Origin of the sequence: Geothrix mesophila, assembly GCF_022808835.1 — a bacterium.
Taxonomy (GTDB): domain Bacteria; phylum Acidobacteriota; class Holophagae; order Holophagales; family Holophagaceae; genus Geothrix; species Geothrix paludis.
In genome coordinates this window covers 758,900-779,349 of the sequence record NZ_JAKZLD010000001.1, presented here as the reverse complement: position 1 = coordinate 779,349, position 20,450 = coordinate 758,900, and the positions used below count along the sequence as shown (strand labels likewise).

Here is a 20,450-nt window from a genome sequence, read left to right as displayed (position 1 = left end):
TTGCAGATCAGGTCTGGAAGGTCACGCGGTGGGCTTGCGGGCCACCACCTGCACCACGGCTCCGAGGCCCTGATGGTGGGCACCTTCGCGGATGTCCCGCAGCAGCTCCCGGCCCACCTCCAGCTCCAGGCCAGGTAGGAGGCTCCGCAGCTCGTCGAGGGTTCCGAGCAGATCCGGTTCCTTCGGTCCGCCGGTGCCGTATTCCAGCTGACGTGGTGTGTAGCCTTCCAGGATGAAGACTCCGCCGGGGGCGAGGGCCGCGGCGCAGCGTGGGTACAGATCGCGCCGAAGGACCGACGGCAGATGGCAGAAGATGGAGATGATGCCGCTCCAAGGCGCCGACCCCATGTCGAACTCCGCCAGGTCGGCGACCACGGTGGAGAGGGTCACACCTCTGCTGGTGGCCAGTTCCCGGGCGCGGGCCAAGCCGACCGGCGACTGGTCCACGGCCGTGACCGCATGGCCCAGCGTGGCCAGGTACACGGCGTTGCGACCCTGGCCCTCGCCCAGCCCCAGCACGGGGCCGGGCGGGATGCGCGGCGCCATCTCCTTCAGGAAATCGTTGGGCTCGGCGCCGTAAATCAGCTCGGCTTCCGAATAGCGCGTGTCCCAGAATTCGCGTCCCATCAGGCGCCTCCCAGGGCGATGTCCTCCAGCAGGAGGCTCAGCCCCGCGCTGCCGCCGTACCAGCGGAGATCGCTGCCCAGGGCCACGATGCGGGTGAGGAAGTCGCGGAGGTTGCCGGCGAAGGTGAGCTTGTCCACGGGCTCGGCGAGCACCCCATCGCGGATGCGGAGGCCCGAGGCACCCACGCTGAGGTCGCCGCTGACCGGGTCCACCGTGTGCAGGCCCATGATCTCGGTGATGAGCACACCGTTTCCGGCCATGCGGTACAAGGCGTCAGGAGCCGTGTCCCCGGCCAAGGGGAAGAGGTTGAAGGTGGTGGCGCCCGGCTGGCTGCCGAAGCCGCGGCCGGCGCTGGCCGTGGGCGCCTGGCCGAGCTCGGCTGCGGTCTTGAGGGTGTGGAGGTAGGTCTTCAGGGTGCCGCCCTCGATGAGGACGTTGCGCCGCGTGGGCAGACCCTCCGCATCCCATGGCTCTGTGCCGAGGGCAGGGCGGCCAGGAGCTTCGGCCAGCCTGCCGTCATCCACCAGGGTGAGCAGAGGCGAGGCGATGGGTTCACCCAGCTTGCCGGCGAAGAGGCTGCGGCCCTTGATCACGGACTCGGCGTCGAGCGTGCCGGCCACGATGCCGAGCAGGTCCACGGCCACCTCCGGGTGGAGCACCACGGGGTACTTCCCGGCAGGTAGCCGCTGGGGATGGAGCTTCCGTTCGCCCTTGAGGGCCGCTTCGGCGCCGATGGCGGCGAGATCAAGACCCGGCCGGCGGGCCACATCCCAGTGCCAGGCCGCTTGCCGCTCGTCTCCATCGGCCACGGCCAGCTCGATGGCCGCGGAGCAGCTGGACCACGCGTCCGGCGTCCGAACTCCCTTCTGCGTGAGCAGCAGGCTGGCGCCGGAGCCGTCGCTCCAGGCCGACTCCCGCACGGCGGCGACCTTCGGGGAGGCCTTCCGGGCTTCGGCTTCGAGCTCCAGCGCCCAGGCGATGCGCTGCTCGGGCGTGAGGGCTTCGACGGCCGCATCGAACCGGCTGGGGAGATCGTCCGTGCCCTCGGGATCGGCCTGCCGCAGCCAGGGATCCTCGTCCCCCAGGGCGCTCAGCTCCCAGGCCTGGGCGAAGAGTTCCCGGAAATCCGCCGCGGCCAGGTCCGTGGTGGTGGCCAGGCCGGTTCGGAAGCCCTGGCCGCCGGCCCGGATCACGCGCACCCCCAGGCCCCCGCGCTTGCTGGTGGTGAGGTCCTCGAGCGCGCCGTTCTGCACCTTGGCCTTGCGGCCGCGGGACACGGAGACGAAGGCCTCGGCCCCCTCGGCGCCCAGCTTCAGGGCGTGCTGGATGCCGTCCTGGAGGCGCGCTTCGAGGGACTCGGGAATGAAGGTGCGGAACGGATCGGTCATGTCAGGCTTCCTTCTTGAGGGCGGGCTGCAGGATCGCCAGCGCCGGGCCATCGAAGGCCACGAGGGTGATGGTCTGTGGGAGATCGTGGGCCGCCAGCCACTCGCGGCAGACCCTGATGGCGATGCCGGCGGCACGGTCCGCGGGGAACCCGTAGATGCCGGTGCTGATGGCGGGGAAGGCCACGGTGCGGCATCCCTGTGCCTCGGCCAGGCGGAGGCTCTCGTGGTAGCAGGATGCGAGCAGGTCGTCCTCGCCGGAGTCCCCGTCCTGCCAGACAGGCCCGACCGTGTGGATCACGAACGTCGCGGGCAGACGGTGACCACCCGTGATGACAGCCCGTCCCGTTCTGCACCCGCCCTGGCGGTTCCGGATGGCCTGGCACTCCTCCAGCAGCCCCGGTCCCGCGGCGCGGTGGATGGCCCCGTCCACGCCGCCGCCGCCCAGGAGGCTGCTGTTCGCGGCGTTCACGATGGCATCCACGGCAAGGGTGGTGATGTCGGCCTGCACCACCCGCAGGCGCGCTTCCGTCAAATCACGCTCGGCAGGGGCTCGGCGGTGCCGCCAACCACGAGGGAAGGGCAGAGGATGGTGGGCAGCGCGTCGCTCACGGGCACGCCCTGGCCGTCCTTGCCGCAGGTGCCGATGTCGAAGTGGTGGAGGTCGCTGCCGATGCGGGTGAGCTGCTTCAGCACTTCGGGGCCGCAGCCGCTGAGGGTGGCGTTCTTCACGGGATACCTGGGTTCGCCGTTCTCCACCCAGTAGCCTTCCGTCACCTGGAATACGAAGTTGCCCGTGACGGTATCCACCTGGCCTCCGCCCATGTGCTTCACCAGCAGGCCGCGGTCCAGGTCGCGCAGGATGGCTTCGGGCGCCTCGCTTCCCGCGGCCAGGAAGGTGTTGCGCATGCGGGGGATGGGCAGGTGGCGGTAGCTCTCCCGGCGGCCGTTGCCCGTGGGCTCCGTGGTCATCTTCCGCGAGGTCTTGCGGGACTGCAGGTAGGCCTTCAGCACGCCGTTCTCGATGAGGACCACGCGGCTGACGGGGTTGCCCTCGTCGTCGATGGCCTGGCTGCCGCGCTTGTGGGGCAGGGTGCCGTCGTCGATGATCGTCACGCCGTCGGCGGCCACCTTCTGGCCCAGCTTGCCGGCGAAGGCGCTCATGCCCGCGAGCGCGAGATCAGCCTCCAGGCCATGCCCGCAGGCTTCGTGGATCATGGTGCCGCCGGCGCTGCTGCTGAGCACCACGGGGAAGGTGCCCGCAGGCGCGGGCTGGGCGTCGAGGGCCTGGATGGCCAGGCGCACGGCCTCCTTCATGGTGCGGGCCACTGCCTCGTCCGTGAACAGCTCGAAGCCCCGCGTCTCGCCCAGGGCCTGGTAGCCGGTCTGGAGCTGGCTGCCATCGCCGGCGGTGACATTGGCCCGCAGGACGCCCTGGGTGCGATGGTCTTCAGTTAGGCGGCCGGTCCAGACGCCGTCATTGCGCTCTGCCGCGGCGATCCACACCCGCTGGGTGTTGTCGCCGTAGCCCACGGACACCTGCTTCAGCGCGCCGGGACGCAGAGCCTCGGCCTCCGTCCGTGCCTGGGCCTCGGCGCGGCGCACCAGGGCCACCTTCTCGTCGAGGGGCACCATATCGGGATCCCGCTCCACGGGGCTGGGGGTGGGATGGATCTTCAACGCCAGGGCGGGGAGGTCTGCAGACGAACCGATGCCCGGCGCCGCCAGGGTCCGAGCGGCCTCCACCAACTCCTCGAAGGCGGGGGCGATGAGATCCGCGAAGCGGGTGGTCTCGCCGTCCATCAGACGCAGGCTGGCGCCGAAGGTCTCGGAGGAGAGCACGTCCTCCATGCGGCCGTCGTCCATGCCCAGGGCGTGGGCCCGACGCCGTTCCACGAAGACCTCGGCGTAGTCGCCGCCCCTGTGGAGCAGGGCCGTGAGGACCTCGCGGAGCTGGTCGGCGGTGAAGGGTGCGGGCATCGGCGATCTCCAGGTCCGCGCGCGGCGGATCTTCCAGTTTGACAGAAGGGAGGCCTCGGCTCCTGTGAGGATCTCCGCGAGATCCCTGCCGTCGTTGGGGATCACCAGGTCCGCATGGAGCGCGCGCTCCGGTGCCGAGGCCTGGGCCCGAAGCCGGGCCAGGGCCGCCTCCCGGGGCATGCCGTCCCGGGCCAGGAGGCGCGCCAGCCGCAGGTCTTCCGGAGCGTCCACGGCCCAGAAGGCGTCGAAGTGGTGGGCCCGGCCCCGCTCCACCCACAGCGCCGCGTCCAGCACCGCGCCGCGGGTGCCGGGAGGGAGCGCCAGGAGGCGTTCCGCCAGGAGGGCCTCGATGCGGGGATGGAGGATGGCGTTCAGCCGGGCCCGCGCCCCGTCGTCCGCGAACACATGGACGGCCATCCAGGCGCGGTCCAGGGTGCCGTCGGCCTGGAGGCAGCCGGGCCCGAAAGCCGCCACGACGGCCGCCAGCCCGTCGCTTCTGGGCCGCACCGCCTCCCGGGCGAGCGCGTCGGCATCGATCACGGCCCAGCCCCGATCTGCCATCTGCCTTGCCACGAAGCTCTTGCCCGCCGCGATGCCGCCGGTGAGGCCAAGGAGGGGAAAGGGTGACGTCAGCATGGCGGCTCCCCCCTGATTCTGCGCTCAACCGCCCCGGAACGGCACGGAGCCTGAATCCGGAGTCTCGGCTACACTGGTTCGTTCCTCTTCTTGACCCGAGGTCACATGAAAGACGCGACACCCGAACAGGCCATGGATCTCTCGCAGCTGGAAAAGCCGGTGCTCGAGCTGGAGGCCCAGATCCGGGCCATGGAGATGGACCCCTCCCAGTCGAAAGAACGGGAAAAGCTGCAGAAGAAGCTGGACAAGCTGAAGGCCGAGCTGTTCACGAACCTCACGGACTGGCAGCGGGCCCAGCTCGCCCGCCACCCCAAGCGCCCCTACACGCTCGACTACCTGGAACGCATCTGCGAGCGCTTCGAAGAATTGCACGGCGACCGGCGCTTCGGCGACGACGCCGCCATCGTGGGTGGCATGGGCTGGATCGAGGGCAACCCCGTCATGATCATCGGCCAGCAGAAGGGCCGGGACACCAAGCAGAAGATCCTTCGCAACTTCGGCATGCCCAAGCCCGAGGGCTACCGCAAGGCGCTGCGCCTCATGAAGCTGGCCGAGAAGTTCCAGCGGCCCGTCCTCTGCCTCATCGACACGCCGGGCGCCTACCCGGGCGTCGACGCCGAGGAGCGCGGCCAGGCCGAGGCCATCGCGCGCAACCTGCTGGAGATGGCCAAGCTCGAAGTGCCCGTGGTGGCCATCGTCCTGGGCGAGGGCGGCAGCGGCGGGGCCCTGGCCCTAGGCGTGGCGGACCGCGTGCTCATGATGGAGAACGCCATCTATTCGGTGATCTCGCCCGAGGGCTGCGCCTCCATCCTCTGGAAGGACGCGAGCCAGGCTTCCAAGGCCGCCGAGGCCCTCAAGCTCACGGCCCCGCACCTGCTGGAGCTGGGTGTCATCGACGGCATCGTGAAGGAGCCCCTGGGCGGCGCCCACTCGGATTTCGACGCCGCGGCCGCGGCTCTCAAGGAGGCGGTCATCGAGGCCTTCTCCGAGCTGTCCGAGCTGTCCGCCGAGCAGTTGGTGGAGGAGCGGTACCAGAAGTTCGCCCGCATGGGCAGCGTGGGCTGAGATGGATGCCAAGATCTGGGCTCTCCGGCGGGAGATCCCGGCGGGGCCGTCGCCCTGGAAGGCCCTGGCCGCGGCCTGGAACCTGGAGCCGCGCCTGGCGCGGCTGGCCTGGTTGCGGGGCGTGGACCGGCCCGAGGACCTGGGCTGGCGGCTGGACCCTTCCTGGGCGCGGAGCACCGATCCGCACCTGCTGCCGGGTGTGGATGCGGCCGTGGCGCGCATCCGTCGCGCCGTGGAGGCCCGCGAGCGCATCGTAGTCTACGGCGACTACGACGTGGACGGCGTCACGGCCACGGCCCTGCTGGTGCGGGCCCTGGAGCGGATCGGTGCCGAGGTCTCCTTCTTCATCCCCAACCGGTTCTCGGATGGCTACGGTCTGCACATGGACTGCATCCGGGAGCTGAAGGAGGCCCGGGACCCCGGGCTCATCGTCTCCGTGGACTGCGGCGTGCGCAGCGTGGCGGAGGTGACGGCCAGCGCGAAGCTGGGCCTGGACTGGGTGATCACGGACCACCATGCCCTGGGCCCGGAGCTGCCGCCGGCCTGCGCCGTGGTGCATCCCCACCTCGACGGTTACGCCAACCCCTTCCTGGCGGGCGTGGGCGTGGCCTTCAAGCTGGCCCAGGCCCTGCTCGGCGCCGTGCCCCATCCCACGGGCGCCGACGCGGCCTTCCTGGATGGGATGCTCAAGCTGGTGGCCATCGGCACCGTGGCGGACGTGATGCCGCTGCGGGACGAGAACGCCCTGCTGGTGCGCCGGGGACTTGATTCCCTGGGCGGGAAGAACGGCCCCGGCCTGGCGGCCCTGCTGCGGGCCGCGAAGAAGGAAGGCGCCCTGGGCGGGCAGGACATCGCCTTCGGCCTGGCGCCGCGGCTCAATGCCGTGGGTCGCATGGGTGGGGCCGAAGATGCCGTGCGTCTCCTGCTCACGCGGGACGCCGCCGAGGCCGAGGTGCTGATGGCCCGGGTGGAAGCCCTCAACCAGGAGCGCCGGGCCATCCAGGAGGAACTGGCCTCCCGCCTGCCGCCTCCGGACGGTGTGGCGTTCGACTTGGCGCTGGATCCCACCGCCCACAAGGGTGTCATCGGCATCGTGGCGGGCCACCGCATGCGCGCCACGGGCCGGCCCGCGGGCGTCTGCACGGTGATCGACGGCGTGGCGCACTGCAGCCTGCGGGCTCCGGAAGGCTATGACCTCGGCGAGCTGCTGGTCCTGGCCCAGCCTTTCATCCTGGGCGGCGGCGGCCACCGCGCGGCTGCGGGCCTCAGCTTCGAAGCCTCGCGGCTGGCCTTCGTCCGCCAGGCCCTGGAGCGGGGCGCCCAGTCCCAGGCTGCGCAGGCCCAGGCCGGAGGGCGAATGATTCAGCCGCTCCTGGTGGATGGCGCGCCCGGGGACCTCCCGGACGATGCGGATCTGGCCCGCCTGGAGCCCTTCGGCCAGGGGTTCGCGCCGCCCCTGGCAAGGCTGGAGGGTCCGGTGGCCTCCTCGTCCTCGTTCGGGGCCGATCACTGGAAGCTGCGCCTGGCGGGTCTGGCGGATCCCGTCACCTGGTTCGCCGGCCACGCGCGCCCTGCGCAGCCACGGGTGGGGGATCGGCTCTGCGTGTCCGCCACCCCCCAGGGCAGCGCCCGCTGGGGCCGCTCCTGGCTGGTGGACGCCCCGCTCGGGGAGATGGCGCCATGAAGGTCCGGGCTCTGCTCCAGGATCTCCCCCCGGCGCGGCACCCGCTTTGGCGTGGCCTCGGCTGGGCCCTGGCGGTGGGGACCCTGGGCTTCACCCTGCGCTTCCTCATGGTGGGCAACGAAGGCATGCCCGGACGGACCGCGAGCGGCGATCCCCTCTTCGGCGCGGGCACCAAGGGCACCCTGGGGACGCTCACGGAGCAGCTGGGACCCAACCGAATGGTGCTGACCTACCGGACCATCGAAGGGTCGGAAGAGGATCTGCACCTGGAGACGGTGACCGGCCGCCTGGATGAGCAGACCGGACAGTGGCGCATGTTGTCGCCCAAGGCTCATCGTCAGGCGGGGGTGTGGACGCTCGAGGGTCCACTGGACCTGGAAGTGGCCGACCCGGCCACCAAGGCGCTCCTGGGCAAGGGCCGCGTGGAGAACGCCGGCCCCGCCCTGCGCTGGGTCGGAGGGGAATGGGAGGGCCTGGCGCCCCTGCGCTGGGAAGCTCTGGAGGGCTCCGCCCGGGGCGTCTGGAACCTGCCCGCCGGGTGGCGGCGCGAGGCGGACGGCCGCTTCCGCGTGGACCAGGGCCCCGTGCGCTGGCAGGCCCCTCCAGCCGGGGCCGGGCCGGCCACCCTCCAAGCCATGGAGGCTGAGCGGCTCTGGGCCATGCCTGGCTTCCAGACGGGCCATCTGGAGGGCGTCAAGGCCCGCCTGACCGAAGGATCACTCCAGGCCTCGGTAGCCGACCTGACCCCGGACACGGTCACCTGGCCGGGTCCCCTGTCCTTCGAACGCTCCGATGGCTGGCACGGCGACGCCAAGGGCGGCGTGGCGCCCCGGCCCGCGCCGGGGGCGACCTTCCAGCAGGTGGAGTTCCGCACCTTCCGGGCCCGGCGCGCGGGGCCCGAGGGCGAGGAGCTCCTCTCCACGGAGGGCGCGAGGTGGACGCCCGCCGGGCTGCGCCTGGAAGGCAATGTGGTGTGGGACCAGCCCATGGATGGCCAGCGCCTCGTGCTGCGGGCCCCGCGGGTGCTCATGCGGGAAAAGCCGGGCGGTGATCTTCCTGAGTCCCTGCCCGTGGGCCACGCCGTGGCGGAGGGGCATCCGATCCTCACCTGGGGACGGCGGAACTTGTCCTCCCCCCGCATCTCCGTGGAGCGGGCCACCCGGCGCTGGAAGCTCCAGGCTCCGGTGCTGGGCCGGGGCGAGGACGGGACCTTCAGCGGCGGGGCGGGACAGGGCGATCCCCGCTCCTGGACCATTGAAGGGCCGGTGCAGGTGAACCTGTTCTCTGGAGGCAATCTGCGGGGGGCGCGGCTTGTCTGGGAAGACACGCTCTGGACGCTCACGGGGCGGCCCGCGGCCTGGAGCCGCCTGCGGGAGCGCCTGTCCGGTCCGCGCATCCTCAGGAAGGGCGAGACAGTGGCCTTCCCCGAAGGCCTGAACGGCACCCTGGCCGCGGCGGACGGGGACCTGTACCTGCGCGCCGAGCAGGGACAGAGCGAAGGCCAGAAGATCCTGCTCAGCGGTGGCGTGGAGTGCCAGGGGCAAGGCTGGCGGCTGGCGGCGGACAGGGTGACGGTCGTCGTGGGGCCGGACCGCACGGCGAAGCTGGTCCAGGCCCAGGGTGCCGTCACGCTCAAGGGCCGCCTCGGCGAAGGGCAGGGCGAGGCCCTCGATCTCGAGCCTGGAACCCAGACGGCCAAATGGCAGGGCCGCGTGCGCGGCAAGGGCGCGGGACCCGGGTGGTGAATCCCTGGCCGGTCTCGGGCATGATGGGTTAGACATCGTATTAGGAGGCACCATGAACCGGTTCCGGTCCCTGCCATCCCTGGCCCTTCTTCTGGCGGTCGTGCCGGTGCTGGCGGCCCCGCCGTCCAAGGCCGCGCAGGCCCGGAAGGACTCGCCCCTGGTGGATATGCCCCTCCGGAACCTGGGGCCGGCGGTCACGTCGGGACGGGTGTCGGACATCGCCGTCGATCCCCACAGGCCGGACACCTGGTACGTGGCCGTGGCCTCCGGCGGGGTCTGGAAGACCGTGAACGCCGGCGCCACCTGGACGCCCCTCTTCGACAAAGAAGGTTCTTTCTCCATCGGGTGCGTGACCGTGGACCCTCATGACCCGAACACGGTGTGGGTGGGCACCGGTGAGAACAACTCCCAACGCTCGGTGGCCTACGGCGACGGCGTGTACCGCAGCCTCGACGGAGGGAAGCACTGGGAGAACATGGGGCTCAAGACCAGCGAGCACATCGCGAAGATCCTCGTGGATCCGCGCAACAGCCAGGTGGTCTTCGTGGCTGCGCAGGGGCCCCTCTGGAACGACGGCGGGGAGCGTGGGCTCTACAAGACCACCGACGGCGGCAAGACCTGGAAGGCCGTGCTGACGGTCGACGCGCACACGGGCGTCACCGACGTGGTGATGGACCCGCGGCATCCTGACGTCCTCTACGCGGCCACCTACCAGCGGCGGCGCCACGTTTGGGGCATGATCGACGGTGGCCCGGGCAGCGGCATCCACAAGAGCCTGGATGGCGGCCAGACCTGGACCCGGCTCAAGGACGGCCTGCCCAAGGAGGACATGGGCCGCATCGGCCTGGCGGTTCCCGAAGGCGAGCCGGACACGGTCTACGCCACCATCGAGGCCGCCAACAAGGCCGGGGGCTTCTTCCGGAGCAAGGATGGGGGCCGCACCTGGGAGCGCCGTAACGAGCAGGTCTCCGGCAGCGCGCAGTACTACCAGGAACTCTTCTGCGACCCGAAGGATCCCCAGCGCGTGTATTCCATGGACACCTGGATGCAGGTGACCGAGGACGGCGGCAAGACCTGGCGCCGCGTGGGGGAGAAGCACAAGCACGTGGACAACCACGCGCTGTGGATCGACCCAGCGAACAGCGACCACTTGCTCGCCGGATGCGACGGCGGCCTGTACGAGAGCCGGGACCGGGGCGCCACCTGGGTCTTCACCGCCAACCTGCCGGTCATCCAGTACTACCGGGTGGCCGTCGACAACGCGAAGCCCTTCTACACCATCTACGGCGGCACCCAGGACAACTTCTCCATGGGCGGACCCAGCCGCACGCGGAATCTGCACGGCTCCACCAACCAGGACTGGTTCGTGACCCAGGGCGGGGATGGGTTCTACAGCCAGGTGGATCCGGACGATCCGAACACCGTGTACTCCGAAAGCCAGTACGGCGGCCTGGCCCGCTTCGATCGCCGCACGGGCGAGCGGGTGGAGCTCCAACCCCAGCCCGCACCCGGCGAGGAGCCCTTCCGCTGGAACTGGGATGCCCCGCTGCTGATCAGTCCCCACAGCGGGAAGCGCCTCTACTTCGCCGCCCAGAAGCTCTTCCGCAGCGACGACCGGGGAGACAACTGGGCCGCCGTGAGCCCGGACCTGACGCGGAAGATCGACCGCAGCCGCCTCAAGATCATGGACAAGGTGTGGGGCGTGGACGCCGTGGCCCGCAATACCTCCACCAGCTTCTTCGGCAACATCGTTTCGCTGGCGGAGAGCCCCAAAGCGGAGGGCCTGCTCTACGTGGGCACGGACGATGGCCTGCTCCAGGTCAGCGAAGACGGCGGCAAGGCCTGGCACAAGACGGACCGGTTTCCCGGCGTGCCCGACCTGACCTACGTGTCCTGCCTGTCGGCGAGTCCCCATCAGGCCGGCACTGTGTACGCGGCCTTCGACAACCACAAGACCGGCGACTTCCGGCCCTACCTGCTGCGTTCTCGGGACCGCGGGCGCACCTGGGAATCCATTGCCGCCGGGCTCCCCGAGCGGGGCAGCGTCTACACCGTGCGCGAGGACCCGGCCCGGGAGGGCCTGCTCTACTGCGGCACGGAGTTCGGCCTCTTCTTCAGCCTCGACGCCGGCAAGTCCTGGTCGAAGTTCTCCAAGCTTCCGAGCATCGCCGTGAAGGATCTGGCCATCCAGGAGCGGGAGGGTGATCTGGTGGTGGCCACGTTCGGGCGCGGCTTCTTCATCCTTGATGACCTGACCGCCCTGCGCGAGGCCAAGCCGGAGGACTTCGCGACCGAAGCGCACCTCTACAACCTGAGGCCCGCCCAGGCCTACATCCCCGCTGTCCCGTTCGGCGGGCCCGGGAAATCCTTCCAGGGCGACTCGCTTTTCCTCTCGCCCAATCCGCCCTTCGGTGCCGTCTTCACCTACCACGTGAAGGAGGAGCCGAAGGCCCTGAAGAACCAGCGCCACGAGAAGGAGAAGGAGGCCGCCAAGGCCGGCCAGGATCCCGCCATTCCCGCCTGGGACGCGCTCCGCGCCGAGGACAGGGAGATCCCGCCCGCGGTGGTGCTGACCATCGCCGCGGGCGACGGGCAGGTCGTCCGGCGCCTCGCCGCAGAGCCTGAGAAGGGGCTTCACCGCCTGGCGTGGGACCTCCGCCTCCAGGACCCGTCTCCCATCCGCCTGAAGGCCGCGGGCGACCGGGATCCCTGGGACTACGGCGATCATGGCGCCCTCGCGGCGCCGGGGCGCTACCAGGCCACCCTCTCTTTCCAGGTGGATGGCGTGCTGAAGCCCGTGGCAGGTCCCGTCGCGTTCGACGTGAAACCCCTCGACGCCGACCGCCTCACCGCAGCCCAGTGGACTGAATACAGCGCCTTCTGTGCTCGCATGGGCGAGGCCCAGCGCCGAGCCATGGGCGCTTCCGAGCGGCTGAGCGAGATCCAGACCCGCCTCGATTTTATCCGGAAGGCGCTGCTGGAGACGCCCACCGCCGACGCGACGCGGCTGGAGCAGGCGAGGAAGCTCCATGGGGAGCTGAAGGACCTGCGCACCCTCCTCAGTGGAGACGCCACCGTGGCCAGGTACCAGGAACCCACGGCCCCGGGCATCGTGGGTCGCATCCGCGAGGTGACCGGCAGCGTATGGGCCACCACGCAGCTTCCCACCGGCACCCAGCGCCAGAACCTGGCCTGGGCCGAGGATGGCTTGAAGGCCTTCCAGAGCCGGTTCGACACAGCGCAGGCGGCACTCAGGACTCTGGAAGAGAGCCTGGATGCCGCCAAGGCCCCATACACCCCCGGCCGCGCCCTCCGCTGAAGCTTATCCCTTCCGCGCGCCGGCCCCGGCGCGCGCCTTCGGCGCCATCAGGCGGGGCAGTATGTTCTGATAGAACCATGACAGAGCCCACCCCCTGCCTCGAGGCCGTGAACCTCCAGAAGCGATATGGCGACCGCACCGTGGTGCGGGACGTGAGCCTCTGTGTGGGCATGGGCGAAGTGGTGGGACTGCTGGGGCCGAACGGCGCGGGCAAGACGACGACCTTCTACATGGTGGTGGGTGTGGAGGCCCCGGACCGCGGGGACATCCGGTGGCTGGGCCAGGACGTGACGGCGTTGCCCATGCACCGGCGGGCGCGGCTGGGCATCGGCTACCTGGCTCAGGAATCCAGCGTGTTCCGGGGTTTGACGGTGTGGGAAAATCTCATGGCGCTGGCGGAATTGCAGCCCATCCCGAAGGCGGAGCAGAAGGACCGCTGTGAGCGGCTTCTGGCCGATTTTCACCTGGGCAAGGTGCGCGACACGCTGGGCATGAGCCTCTCCGGCGGCGAGCGACGGCGCTGCGAGCTGGCACGCGCCCTCGTGACCGAACCCCGGATCATGCTCCTGGACGAGCCCTTCGCCGGCGTGGATCCCAAGTCCGTGCTGGAGATCCAGGGCCTCATCGATGACCTCAAGGCGCGAGGCATTGGCGTTCTCATCACGGATCACAATGTCCGCGAGACCTTGCAGATCGCCGACAGGGCCTATATCTTGGCGGACGGGATGATCATGAAACACGGCTTGCCCAGCGAGATCGCAGAGGATCCGGACATCCGCCGGGTCTACCTGGGCGACCGGTTCAGGTTGGACTGATGGCGGCGGGCCCCTACCTCTCCCAGCGGCTGGCCCAGAGCCAGACCCTTGCGCTGACGCCCGCCATGCAGCTGAAGCTCAAGCTGTGGCAGATGAACCTGCAGGAGCTGTCGCAGACCATCGAGCGCGAGCTCGAGGACAACCCGCTGCTGGAGTTGGCCGACGACAGCGACGAAGTGCCAACCCTCGAGGCCATCGAGGAAGGGCGCGATTCGGATGTGACGGAAGCCACCTCCGACCAGGCCGCCGAGGGCGTGGAACTGCCCGAAGGGGTGGACACCATGGATCTGGGACCGATCCTGGATGCGGCGGGTGAGATGAACCCCGAGAGCGACCTGGAGAAGTTCACGGAAGAGGGCGTGGCCCAGGTCCAGGAGACCGAGCTGGGCGCGGAGAACAGCTGGGACCAGGATCTCCCGCGCACCAGCAACCTGCCGGAGGAAGATCGCCTCTCCTGGGAGGACCGCCTCAGCGCCAATGAATCGCTCCAGGACCATCTGGTGGGTCAGCTCTACGAAACCCTGGAACACGAGGATCCCCGCGCAGCCCTGGTGGAGCGCCTGATCGACCGTCTGGACCCCAAAGGTTTCCTGCGCCTGGATCCGGATCAACCCTCCGTGGAGACCACGCCCGCCGCATTGGCGGCGGACATGGGCGTCACGGAAGAGGCCCTGCGCGGAGCCCTCGACGTGCTCCAGGAGTTCGATCCCTCGGGCATCGGCTGTTTCACCGTGCAGGAGAGCCTGCTGCTCCAGCTCCGTCACGCCGGCGCCGAGCCCGACGACCTGGCGGTGCGCATCATCCACGACCACTCCGCCCTGCTGGCCCAGCGGGACAGCGCCAAGCTGCGCCGAGCCCTGGCTTGCACGGACGCGGAGCTGTGCGTGGCCATGGACCAGCTCAAGCACCTCAACCCCTCGCCGGGACGGGCCTTCGATCCCGAGGGCGAGCGGGTGGTGAAGCCCGACGTGGTGGTGCTCAAGGGCGAGGACGGGAACTGGAAGATCTACCTCAACGATGAGGGCCTCCCCCGCCTGCGCGTGAACGGCGACTACCAGCGGTTCCTGGCCTCCAGCGAGGCCAAGTCCGACAAGGATTTCATCCGCGAGCGCTTCCGCAGCGCGCGGGACTTCATCCGGGGCGTGGAGGATCGCAACCGCACCGTGCTGCGGGTCTCCGCGCAGATCGTGGAACTCCAGAAGGAATTCCTCGAGCACGGCATCGAGAGCCTGCGCCCCATGGTGCTGCGCGACGTGGCCGAGGCCACGGGCTTCCACGAGAGCACCATCAGCCGGGTGGTGAAGGCGAAGACCATCCACACGCCCCAGGGCCTCTACGACCTGAACTACTTCTTCTCGGCGCGCCCGAAGGATTCGGACATCTCCGCCACCGTGGTCAAACATCGCATCAAGGCGTTCGTGCAGGCCGAGGACCCTGCCAAGCCGCTGTCCGACGAGGCCATCGCCGGCCTGCTCGAGCGGGACGGCATCAAGGTGGCCCGCCGCACGGTGAACAAGTACCGCGAGGAACTCAAGATTCCTCCGGCCTCCCAGCGTCGACGCCGGTAGCGGGCCGCGGCCCCTCCTGCGCCGGTTCCATGATTCCCGGGCCGCCCGGCCCCTTTCAGGAGTGTCCCATGAAGGTCCACTACACCGGCCGTCACGTGGAGCTCACCGAGCCCCTCAAGCAGTTCACCAAAGAGCGGCTGGATAAGATGGCCACCTATCTGGACGACATCATCGACGTCCATGTGATCCTGGGTGTGGAGAAGCACCGTCATGAGGCGGAGATCACGCTGAAAACCCGCGCCAACGCCTTTGTGGCCTCGGCCACGACCGCTGACATGTATGCCAGCATCACGCAGGCCATCGAGAAGCTCGACGTGCAGGCGCACAAGCACCAAGGCAAGCGCAACGACCGGCCCCACGAAAGCGCCAAGGCCGGCGCCGTCGAAGAGTAGCCATTCCCGCGTTTCCGAATCAAAGGCGGTCCTCCGGGACCGCCTTTGATATCCTGGAGGTTCCGGAGTCCGCCATGCCCGATCCCACCCATCTCTACGCCCCGAAGACCACCACCGAGCCCACCCAGATCTGCGAGAAGTGCCGCAATCCCTACACGCTGGAGCACTTCCAGCACGGCGTCCCTGGTCAGGAGTGCGTCTGCCGCCGCTGCCTCCAGGTCATGGGGTACCAGGTCTAGGCATGCTGAAGACCCTCGATACCCCCGAGGCGATCCTGGAGGGCGTCCTCCAGGGCCGTCGCGTGTCCGCCGCAGAAGCCCTGGTGCTCATGGAGCGGGCGGAACTGCCCGATCTGGCCGTGGCCGCCACCGCCGCCCGGGATCGCCACAACGATCCCCGTCGCGTGAGCTATGTCATCGACCGCAACGTGAACTACACGGACGTCTGCAACGTCTACTGCACGTTCTGCGCCTTCTACCACAAGCCCGGGGACAGCCGCGGCTACGTGCTCACCAAGGAACAACTCAAGCAGAAGGCGGAGGAGACCCAGGCCATCGGCGGCACCGGCTTTCTGCTGCAGGGCGGCGTGAACCCCGACCTGCCCTGGGACTACTACCTGGACCTGGTGCGCTACCTCCACCACGACCTGGGCATCTGGGTCCACGGCTTCTCGCCGGTGGAGATCCAGATGATGGCGAAGCTGAGCGGCCAAACCCTGGGCAAGACCATCGCGGACTTGCGCGAGGCGGGCCTCGGCTCCATCCCCGGCGGCGGTGCCGAGATCCTGGTGGACCGCATCCGCAAGAAGATCGCGCCCCTCAAGGGCGGCCGCGACAAGTGGCTGGAGGTGATGGAGGCGGCCCACGAGGAGGGCGTGAAGACCACGGGCACCATGATGTTCGGCATCACGGAGACGATGGCTGAGCGCATCGAGCACCTGGAGGCCCTGCGCGACCAGCAGGACCGGGCTCTGGCACGGAACAATGGCGGCGGCTACACGGCCTTCGCCGCCTGGCCCTTCCAGAGCGGCCACACGCCCTGGGAAGGCAAGGTACCCAAGCCCACGGACGTGGAGTACCTCCGCACCATCGCCGTGGCGCGCATCTTCCTCGACAACTTCGCGCACATCCAGAGCAGCTGGGTCACCATGGGCCGCAAGACCGGCCAGGTGGCCCTGCACTACGGCTGCGACGACATGGGCAGCCTCATGCTCGAGGAGAACGTCGTCAGCGCGGCGGGCACCTGCTACAGCGTGAACAAGGACGAGATGACCCGCATGATCCGCGCCGCCGGCTACGAGCCCTGGCAGCGGGACAACATCTACGGCGAAGTCCAGGGCTGAGCCCGCCCCCGTGATCAGCTCCGGGGGGCGGGAGCCAGGTCCTCCACGGCGTCCAGGCGCGCCACATCCATCTCGGTCATGCCGTCCGGCCCGATGAAGGCCATGGGCCTGAACCGGGCCGTCCAGCGGACCTCGTCGGCGGTGTATGACGTCCGGGCGTAGATGGTCTGTGAGAAGGTGTCGTCGAAGGCCTTGATGAGGACGATGAATTCCGCCTTGGCATGGCGGAGGTCCGCCTCGGTCATGCCGAACAGGGGGCTGGCCTCATCGATGGGGTGCACGACCGTCCAGCTGGAGGGGAACAGGTGGATCTTCGGACGTTCCAGAGGCAGCAGCATGAAGCGCCGCGTGGTCGAGGCCGGATCCTGGAGAGACAGGCTCACCGTGGCCTCCACCTCGATGAGCTCGTTGCTGCGCATGTTCACGAGACGGAACATGAAGCCGGCGAAGTCCTGGTAGGGGGCCATCACAGCGAGGTTGCTGAACCGCAGGCACGCCTGGGGTCGGGAGAACCGTCCGTAGAGGAGGCCCGTGGCCAGGGCGAAGCTCAGGAGGCCCAGGAGCGATTCCAGCGCGGCGACCGCGTTGGCGAGGAACCCGTGGGGGCTGATGTGGCCGTAACCCACCGTGGTGAGGGTCTGGGCGCTGAAGAAGAATGCGTCCTGCAGCCGCTCCCGGAATGCCATGCCCCCCTGGCGGGTGAACTGTTCCATGCCGATGCCCAGGTAGATCAAGGCGAAGATGGCATTGGTGACGAGGAAGGCCAGGAACAGCAGCCCCAGGAAACGCCCCCAGCCCATGGTGATGAGGTGGTGGTAGAGGTCGTAGGGGCGGAAGCGTGGCAGGCCCATGCGGCGGACGTTGAAGGAGCCGTCCTTGTTGACCCCGCGTTCGCGGCCGGCCTGGAGGCCTAGGCCCAGGTCGTCATCGATGGGCGTTCGGCGGAGGTGGGAGTCCATGGTGTCCTGAATGGGAAATCCCTGAGTGTAGCCTCCGGAACCGGTTCTGGGCCTCCGGGGCTTGATCTGGTCCGGCCGCAGGACTCACCATGGGCTGCGACCTTCCAGGGACGCACCCCTGGATGCCCTTCCCAACTGATTTCAGAGCAACACGGTGAATCGAGCCTTCATCAAGGATCCGGATGACACGGGGCGCCCCGAGGTCCTGCCCGACCGACCCCAGAGCCCCCACACGAACTACGTGACGCCCGCCGGGCTCCGACAGCTGCAGGGCCTGAAGGAGGGCCTGGAGGCGCGCCAGAGCCGGCTGCTGGCGGAGGGCAAGCTGGCCAACCCCCAGGAGCTGGCCATCGTCCAGCGCGACCTGCGCTACTACCAGGAACGCTTGAACCGCGCCGTCCTGGTGACCCCCGACGGCAAGTCGAGGGACCGGGTGCACTTCGGGGCCACCGTGGAGGTCTGCGACGAAGCCGGCGTCATCACGACGTACACCCTTGTCGGTGAGGACGAAGCCGATCCTTCCCGGGGGAAGGTCAGCTGGGTCTCGCCGCTGGGCGAGGCTCTGCTGAACGCGGAATCCGGCGACGAGGTCGTGTGGCGGCGACCTGCCGGGACGATGCGCCTGGAGATCCTCAGCGTCCGTCCGGGTGCATCGGAGTGATCTGCGCCAGATCTAGGGCTTAGCCTTCAGCGCCCCGAGCAGCATCTCCGCCAGGGGACGGATGCGGCCGGGCTCGCTGAGGTAGGCGCCGCGGGCGGCCACGAGGCGGGCGGAGGAGTGGCCGAGGATGGCGGTTTCCACGAGGCCGTGGGCCTTGAGGGTGCCGCCGGTCTGCACCAGGTCCACGATGGCGTCCGCCAGGCCCAGCAGGGGCGCCAGCTCGGCGCTGCTGCTGAGGGGCACCAGCTCGGCGGTGAGGTCCTCGCGGGCCAGCCAGGTCTCCGTGGCCTTGGGGAACTTGGTGGCCAGGCGCAGGTGGGGCTTGGCCCGCAGGTCCTCCAGGCTGACACCCGCCTTGGCGCACAGCGACAGGCGGCAGGCGCCGAAGCCCAGGTCCGCCAGCTCCAGCAGGTCCATGTCCATCTCGTCCAGCGTGTCCGAGCCTACGATGCCCAGCGAAGCCACGCCGGCGGCCACGTAGCGGGGCAGGTCCGCGCCCTTGAGCAGCAGGGCCGCCACGCCGGAGGTGGCCGTGGGGATGCGCAGGACGCGGGACTTCAGCGCCGCCGCATCGAGGGCCAGAGGCGTGCCCGCCAGCAGGGGTACCAGCTCGTCGCCGAGCCGGCCCTTGGGGAAGGCGATGAGCAGGGTCTGGTTCATCGGGGTTCCTCGAAGAGGTCGGGGCGGGTGGCGGCCAGGTCGAGCAGGCGGGACAGGCGAACACAGAAGCCCGCAGCCTGCCAGGGGCGGCCCAGTCCCGGGAAGAGGCGGTCGTAGCGGCCGCCCGCGGCGAGTTCCTGCTGGGCGCCGGGGGCCCACAGCCGCAGGGTGGGACCGGTGTAGAAGCCGAGTCCGGCCACGTCCGCCAGGTCCACGCGAAGCTCCAGGTTGGGCGGGAGGATGGGCAGCAGAGCCTGGAGGGCACGGTCCATGTGGTGCATTTCCTCCTCCAGCAGGGTCGCATAGGGGCTGGAGGCCAGGGCGCCCAGGGTTCCGGGGCCGTCGAGCTCAGAGAGCAGGGCTTCGGCGTGGGCCGTCAGCCGTGCGGCAGAAGGATGGCCGTCCAGGGCCTCCCGCACGCGGTGGGGCGCGCGGCGGGAGAGGGCCGCCACCACAGCATCCGCCAGCTCGCCGAACAGGCCCTCGGCTTCCAGGGGGCGGCGCACCAGGGCCGCGTTGCCCAGGTGGAGGATGGCGCTCTTCAGGCCCAGGAGGCCGGGCACGGCCATGAGCATGCGGGCCAGCTCCACGTCCGCTTCCGCCGAAGGCTCGCCCTCGGGCTGGATGCGCTCGCAGCCCACCTCGAAACGCTCCACCGCCTCCCAGGGCTGCACGGGCCGCCGGAACACGGCGCCGGCATAGGTCACGCGGTCCGGCGGCGCGGGGAAAGTGCGGGTGAGGAGGCCTGCCAGGGCCACGGTGAAGTCCCAGCGCAGGGCCACCAGCTCGTCGCCGTCGAAGAAGCGTAGGGCGCCTTCGGGCACCGCTTCGCGCAGGACGAGGGAGGGATGCAGCTCGCGGTAGCCGTGGGCCGCGAAGTGGCCCATGAGGGTGCCTTCCCAGCGGCGGAGCCGGGCGGCGGAGTTGAAGAGGAGGTCGGGGAAGTGGGGCGTGCGGACGGCCATCAGGCGGGCCCTCCCGTGCGGTCGGCGTGGCGGCGGTGGAGCACCTCCACCACGTCCAGCAGGCTCGCGCCGCGCTCGAGCAGCAGCATGTCGAGGTGGAACAGCAGGTCCGCGGCCTCGCCGAGGAACTCGCCGCGGTCGTCGTTCTTGGCGGCGATGACCACCTCGCCGGCCTCCTCCACCACCTTCTTGGCAATGCGGTCCACGCCCTGGGCGAAGAGCCTCTGGGTGTAGCTGCCGTCCACATCCGCCAGCGCCTTGCGGGAGGTCAGCAGAGCTTCGAGGCGTCCAAGCCAGGGAAGGGTGGCGGGCCACGGGCCGGGGGCCTGGCCTCCTTCGGGAGCGGCATCGAAGCAGCTGCGGGTGCCGCGATGGCAGCTCGGGCCCTCGGGCTCCGCGAGGATGAGCAGGGCATCCGAATCGCAGTCCGGGCGGATCTGGACCACCTGGAGCCTGTTCCCGCTGCTTTCGCCCTTCACCCAGAGGGCCTGGCGGGAGCGGCTCCAGAAGGTGACGAAGCCGGTGTCGAGGGTGAGCTGAAGGGACTCGCGGTTGAGCCAGGCCACCATGCGCACCTCGCCGGCGCGGTCCTGCACGATGCCGGGGATGAGGCCTTGGGAATCGTAGCGGAGCGTATCGAGGTCCAT

Annotated in this window: 18 protein-coding genes; 10 read left to right on the top strand and 8 right to left on the bottom strand. The window is 69.7% G+C overall.

The window, feature by feature from the left end; genetic code table 11:
• Positions 1-21 precede the first annotated feature (21 nt).
• The 4 genes from MLG87_RS03650 to coaE are packed head-to-tail and all read right to left on the bottom strand — an operon-like array spanning position 22 to position 4,628.
• Entirely contained in the window at positions 22-627 is a 606-nt protein-coding gene (locus MLG87_RS03650) for a class I SAM-dependent methyltransferase (RefSeq protein ID WP_243293850.1), read from the bottom strand.
• Positions 627-2,015, bottom strand: coding sequence for a TldD/PmbA family protein (locus MLG87_RS03645; RefSeq protein ID WP_243293849.1), 1,389 nt, complete (start codon positions 2,013-2,015; stop codon positions 627-629). The genes MLG87_RS03650 and MLG87_RS03645 overlap by 1 nt, the downstream gene beginning before the upstream one ends.
• 1 nt (position 2,016) lies before the next feature.
• Positions 2,017-2,547 (bottom strand): O-acetyl-ADP-ribose deacetylase, encoded by a 531-nt coding sequence (locus MLG87_RS03640; RefSeq protein ID WP_243293848.1) that lies wholly within the window; start codon positions 2,545-2,547, stop codon positions 2,017-2,019.
• Positions 2,544-4,628, bottom strand: a complete 2,085-nt coding sequence (gene coaE / locus MLG87_RS03635) for a dephospho-CoA kinase (protein WP_243293847.1) — start codon at positions 4,626-4,628, stop codon at positions 2,544-2,546. Before coaE ends, MLG87_RS03640 begins: the two co-directional genes overlap by 4 nt.
• Positions 4,629-4,733: 105 nt before the next feature.
• Between coaE and MLG87_RS03630 the strand changes: the two genes are divergently transcribed.
• The 9 genes from MLG87_RS03630 to MLG87_RS03590 all read left to right on the top strand — a co-directional run bounded on the left by MLG87_RS03630 (position 4,734) and on the right by MLG87_RS03590 (position 16,558).
• Positions 4,734-5,693, top strand: coding sequence for an acetyl-CoA carboxylase carboxyltransferase subunit alpha (locus MLG87_RS03630; RefSeq protein ID WP_243293846.1), 960 nt, complete (start codon positions 4,734-4,736; stop codon positions 5,691-5,693).
• Position 5,694: 1 nt separating this feature from the next.
• Positions 5,695-7,377 (top strand): single-stranded-DNA-specific exonuclease RecJ, encoded by a 1,683-nt coding sequence (locus MLG87_RS03625; RefSeq protein WP_243293845.1) that lies wholly within the window; start codon positions 5,695-5,697, stop codon positions 7,375-7,377.
• Positions 7,374-9,122: a hypothetical protein gene (locus tag MLG87_RS03620; protein ID WP_243293844.1), complete on the top strand. Its 1,749-nt coding sequence runs from the start codon at positions 7,374-7,376 to the stop codon at positions 9,120-9,122. Before MLG87_RS03625 ends, MLG87_RS03620 begins: the two co-directional genes overlap by 4 nt.
• Positions 9,123-9,174: 52 nt before the next feature.
• Positions 9,175-12,441 carry a sialidase family protein gene (locus MLG87_RS03615; protein WP_243293843.1) on the top strand — a complete coding sequence of 1,089 codons (3,267 nt, stop codon included), beginning with the start codon at positions 9,175-9,177 and terminating at the stop codon, positions 12,439-12,441.
• A 77-nt stretch (positions 12,442-12,518) separates the two neighbouring features.
• Positions 12,519-13,256 (top strand): LPS export ABC transporter ATP-binding protein, encoded by a 738-nt coding sequence (lptB, locus tag MLG87_RS03610; RefSeq protein WP_243286008.1) that lies wholly within the window; start codon positions 12,519-12,521, stop codon positions 13,254-13,256.
• Positions 13,256-14,824, top strand: a complete 1,569-nt coding sequence (rpoN, locus tag MLG87_RS03605; protein ID WP_243293842.1) for an RNA polymerase factor sigma-54 — start codon at positions 13,256-13,258, stop codon at positions 14,822-14,824. Before lptB ends, rpoN begins: the two co-directional genes overlap by 1 nt.
• A gap of 68 nt (positions 14,825-14,892) precedes the next feature.
• Entirely contained in the window at positions 14,893-15,216 is a 324-nt protein-coding gene (hpf, locus tag MLG87_RS03600) for a ribosome hibernation-promoting factor, HPF/YfiA family (protein WP_243286010.1), read from the top strand.
• Between the two features lie 74 nt (positions 15,217-15,290).
• Complete coding sequence (locus tag MLG87_RS03595; protein ID WP_243293841.1) at positions 15,291-15,455, top strand: hypothetical protein; 165 nt, start codon at positions 15,291-15,293, stop codon at positions 15,453-15,455.
• A gap of 2 nt (positions 15,456-15,457) precedes the next feature.
• Complete coding sequence (locus MLG87_RS03590; RefSeq protein WP_243293840.1) at positions 15,458-16,558, top strand: CofH family radical SAM protein; 1,101 nt, start codon at positions 15,458-15,460, stop codon at positions 16,556-16,558.
• 14 nt (positions 16,559-16,572) lie between these two features.
• On the opposite strand, the gene MLG87_RS03585 is transcribed toward MLG87_RS03590, so the two are convergent.
• The gene (locus MLG87_RS03585; protein WP_243293839.1) at positions 16,573-17,517 is read right to left on the bottom strand and encodes an ion channel; all 945 of its coding nucleotides are present in this window, start codon (positions 17,515-17,517) and stop codon (positions 16,573-16,575) included.
• A gap of 154 nt (positions 17,518-17,671) precedes the next feature.
• Here MLG87_RS03585 and MLG87_RS16270 point away from each other — a divergent pair, with 154 nt between their 5' ends.
• Positions 17,672-18,178 (top strand): GreA/GreB family elongation factor, encoded by a 507-nt coding sequence (locus MLG87_RS16270; RefSeq protein WP_243293838.1) that lies wholly within the window; start codon positions 17,672-17,674, stop codon positions 18,176-18,178.
• A gap of 12 nt (positions 18,179-18,190) precedes the next feature.
• Here the strand turns inward: MLG87_RS16270 and hisG are convergent, their stop codons facing one another.
• Genes hisG through hisIE form a run of 3 tightly spaced genes read right to left on the bottom strand, consistent with a single transcriptional unit; the run spans position 18,191 to position 20,450 of the window.
• On the bottom strand, positions 18,191-18,838 hold the full coding sequence (gene hisG / locus MLG87_RS03575; RefSeq protein WP_243293837.1) for an ATP phosphoribosyltransferase: 648 nt from the start codon (positions 18,836-18,838) through the stop codon (positions 18,191-18,193).
• The gene (locus tag MLG87_RS03570) at positions 18,835-19,803 is read right to left on the bottom strand and encodes an ATP phosphoribosyltransferase regulatory subunit (protein WP_243293836.1); all 969 of its coding nucleotides are present in this window, start codon (positions 19,801-19,803) and stop codon (positions 18,835-18,837) included. The genes hisG and MLG87_RS03570 overlap by 4 nt, the downstream gene beginning before the upstream one ends.
• Positions 19,803-20,450, bottom strand: coding sequence for a bifunctional phosphoribosyl-AMP cyclohydrolase/phosphoribosyl-ATP diphosphatase HisIE (hisIE, locus tag MLG87_RS03565; protein WP_243293835.1), 648 nt, complete (start codon positions 20,448-20,450; stop codon positions 19,803-19,805). Before hisIE ends, MLG87_RS03570 begins: the two co-directional genes overlap by 1 nt.

Bases quoted from the DNA above. Each gene is read 5' to 3' on its own strand.
- MLG87_RS03650 (WP_243293850.1), bottom strand. From the start codon at position 627: ATGGGACGCGAATTCTGGGACACGCGCTATTCGGAAGCCGAGCTGATT.
- MLG87_RS03645 (WP_243293849.1), bottom strand. From the start codon at position 2,015: ATGACCGATCCGTTCCGCACCTTCATTCCCGAGTCCCTCGAAGCGCGC.
- coaE (WP_243293847.1), bottom strand. From the start codon at position 4,628: ATGCTGACGTCACCCTTTCCCCTCCTTGGCCTCACCGGCGGCATCGCG.
- MLG87_RS03630 (WP_243293846.1), top strand. From the start codon at position 4,734: ATGAAAGACGCGACACCCGAACAGGCCATGGATCTCTCGCAGCTGGAA.
- MLG87_RS03625 (WP_243293845.1), top strand. From the start codon at position 5,695: ATGGATGCCAAGATCTGGGCTCTCCGGCGGGAGATCCCGGCGGGGCCG.
- MLG87_RS03620 (WP_243293844.1), top strand. From the start codon at position 7,374: ATGAAGGTCCGGGCTCTGCTCCAGGATCTCCCCCCGGCGCGGCACCCG.
- MLG87_RS03615 (WP_243293843.1), top strand. From the start codon at position 9,175: ATGAACCGGTTCCGGTCCCTGCCATCCCTGGCCCTTCTTCTGGCGGTC.
- lptB (WP_243286008.1), top strand. From the start codon at position 12,519: ATGACAGAGCCCACCCCCTGCCTCGAGGCCGTGAACCTCCAGAAGCGA.
- rpoN (WP_243293842.1), top strand. From the start codon at position 13,256: ATGGCGGCGGGCCCCTACCTCTCCCAGCGGCTGGCCCAGAGCCAGACC.
- hpf (WP_243286010.1), top strand. From the start codon at position 14,893: ATGAAGGTCCACTACACCGGCCGTCACGTGGAGCTCACCGAGCCCCTC.
- MLG87_RS03595 (WP_243293841.1), top strand. From the start codon at position 15,291: ATGCCCGATCCCACCCATCTCTACGCCCCGAAGACCACCACCGAGCCC.
- MLG87_RS03590 (WP_243293840.1), top strand. From the start codon at position 15,458: ATGCTGAAGACCCTCGATACCCCCGAGGCGATCCTGGAGGGCGTCCTC.
- MLG87_RS03585 (WP_243293839.1), bottom strand. From the start codon at position 17,517: ATGGACTCCCACCTCCGCCGAACGCCCATCGATGACGACCTGGGCCTA.
- hisG (WP_243293837.1), bottom strand. From the start codon at position 18,838: ATGAACCAGACCCTGCTCATCGCCTTCCCCAAGGGCCGGCTCGGCGAC.
- MLG87_RS03570 (WP_243293836.1), bottom strand. From the start codon at position 19,803: ATGGCCGTCCGCACGCCCCACTTCCCCGACCTCCTCTTCAACTCCGCC.
- hisIE (WP_243293835.1), bottom strand. From the start codon at position 20,450: ATGGACCTCGATACGCTCCGCTACGATTCCCAAGGCCTCATCCCCGGC.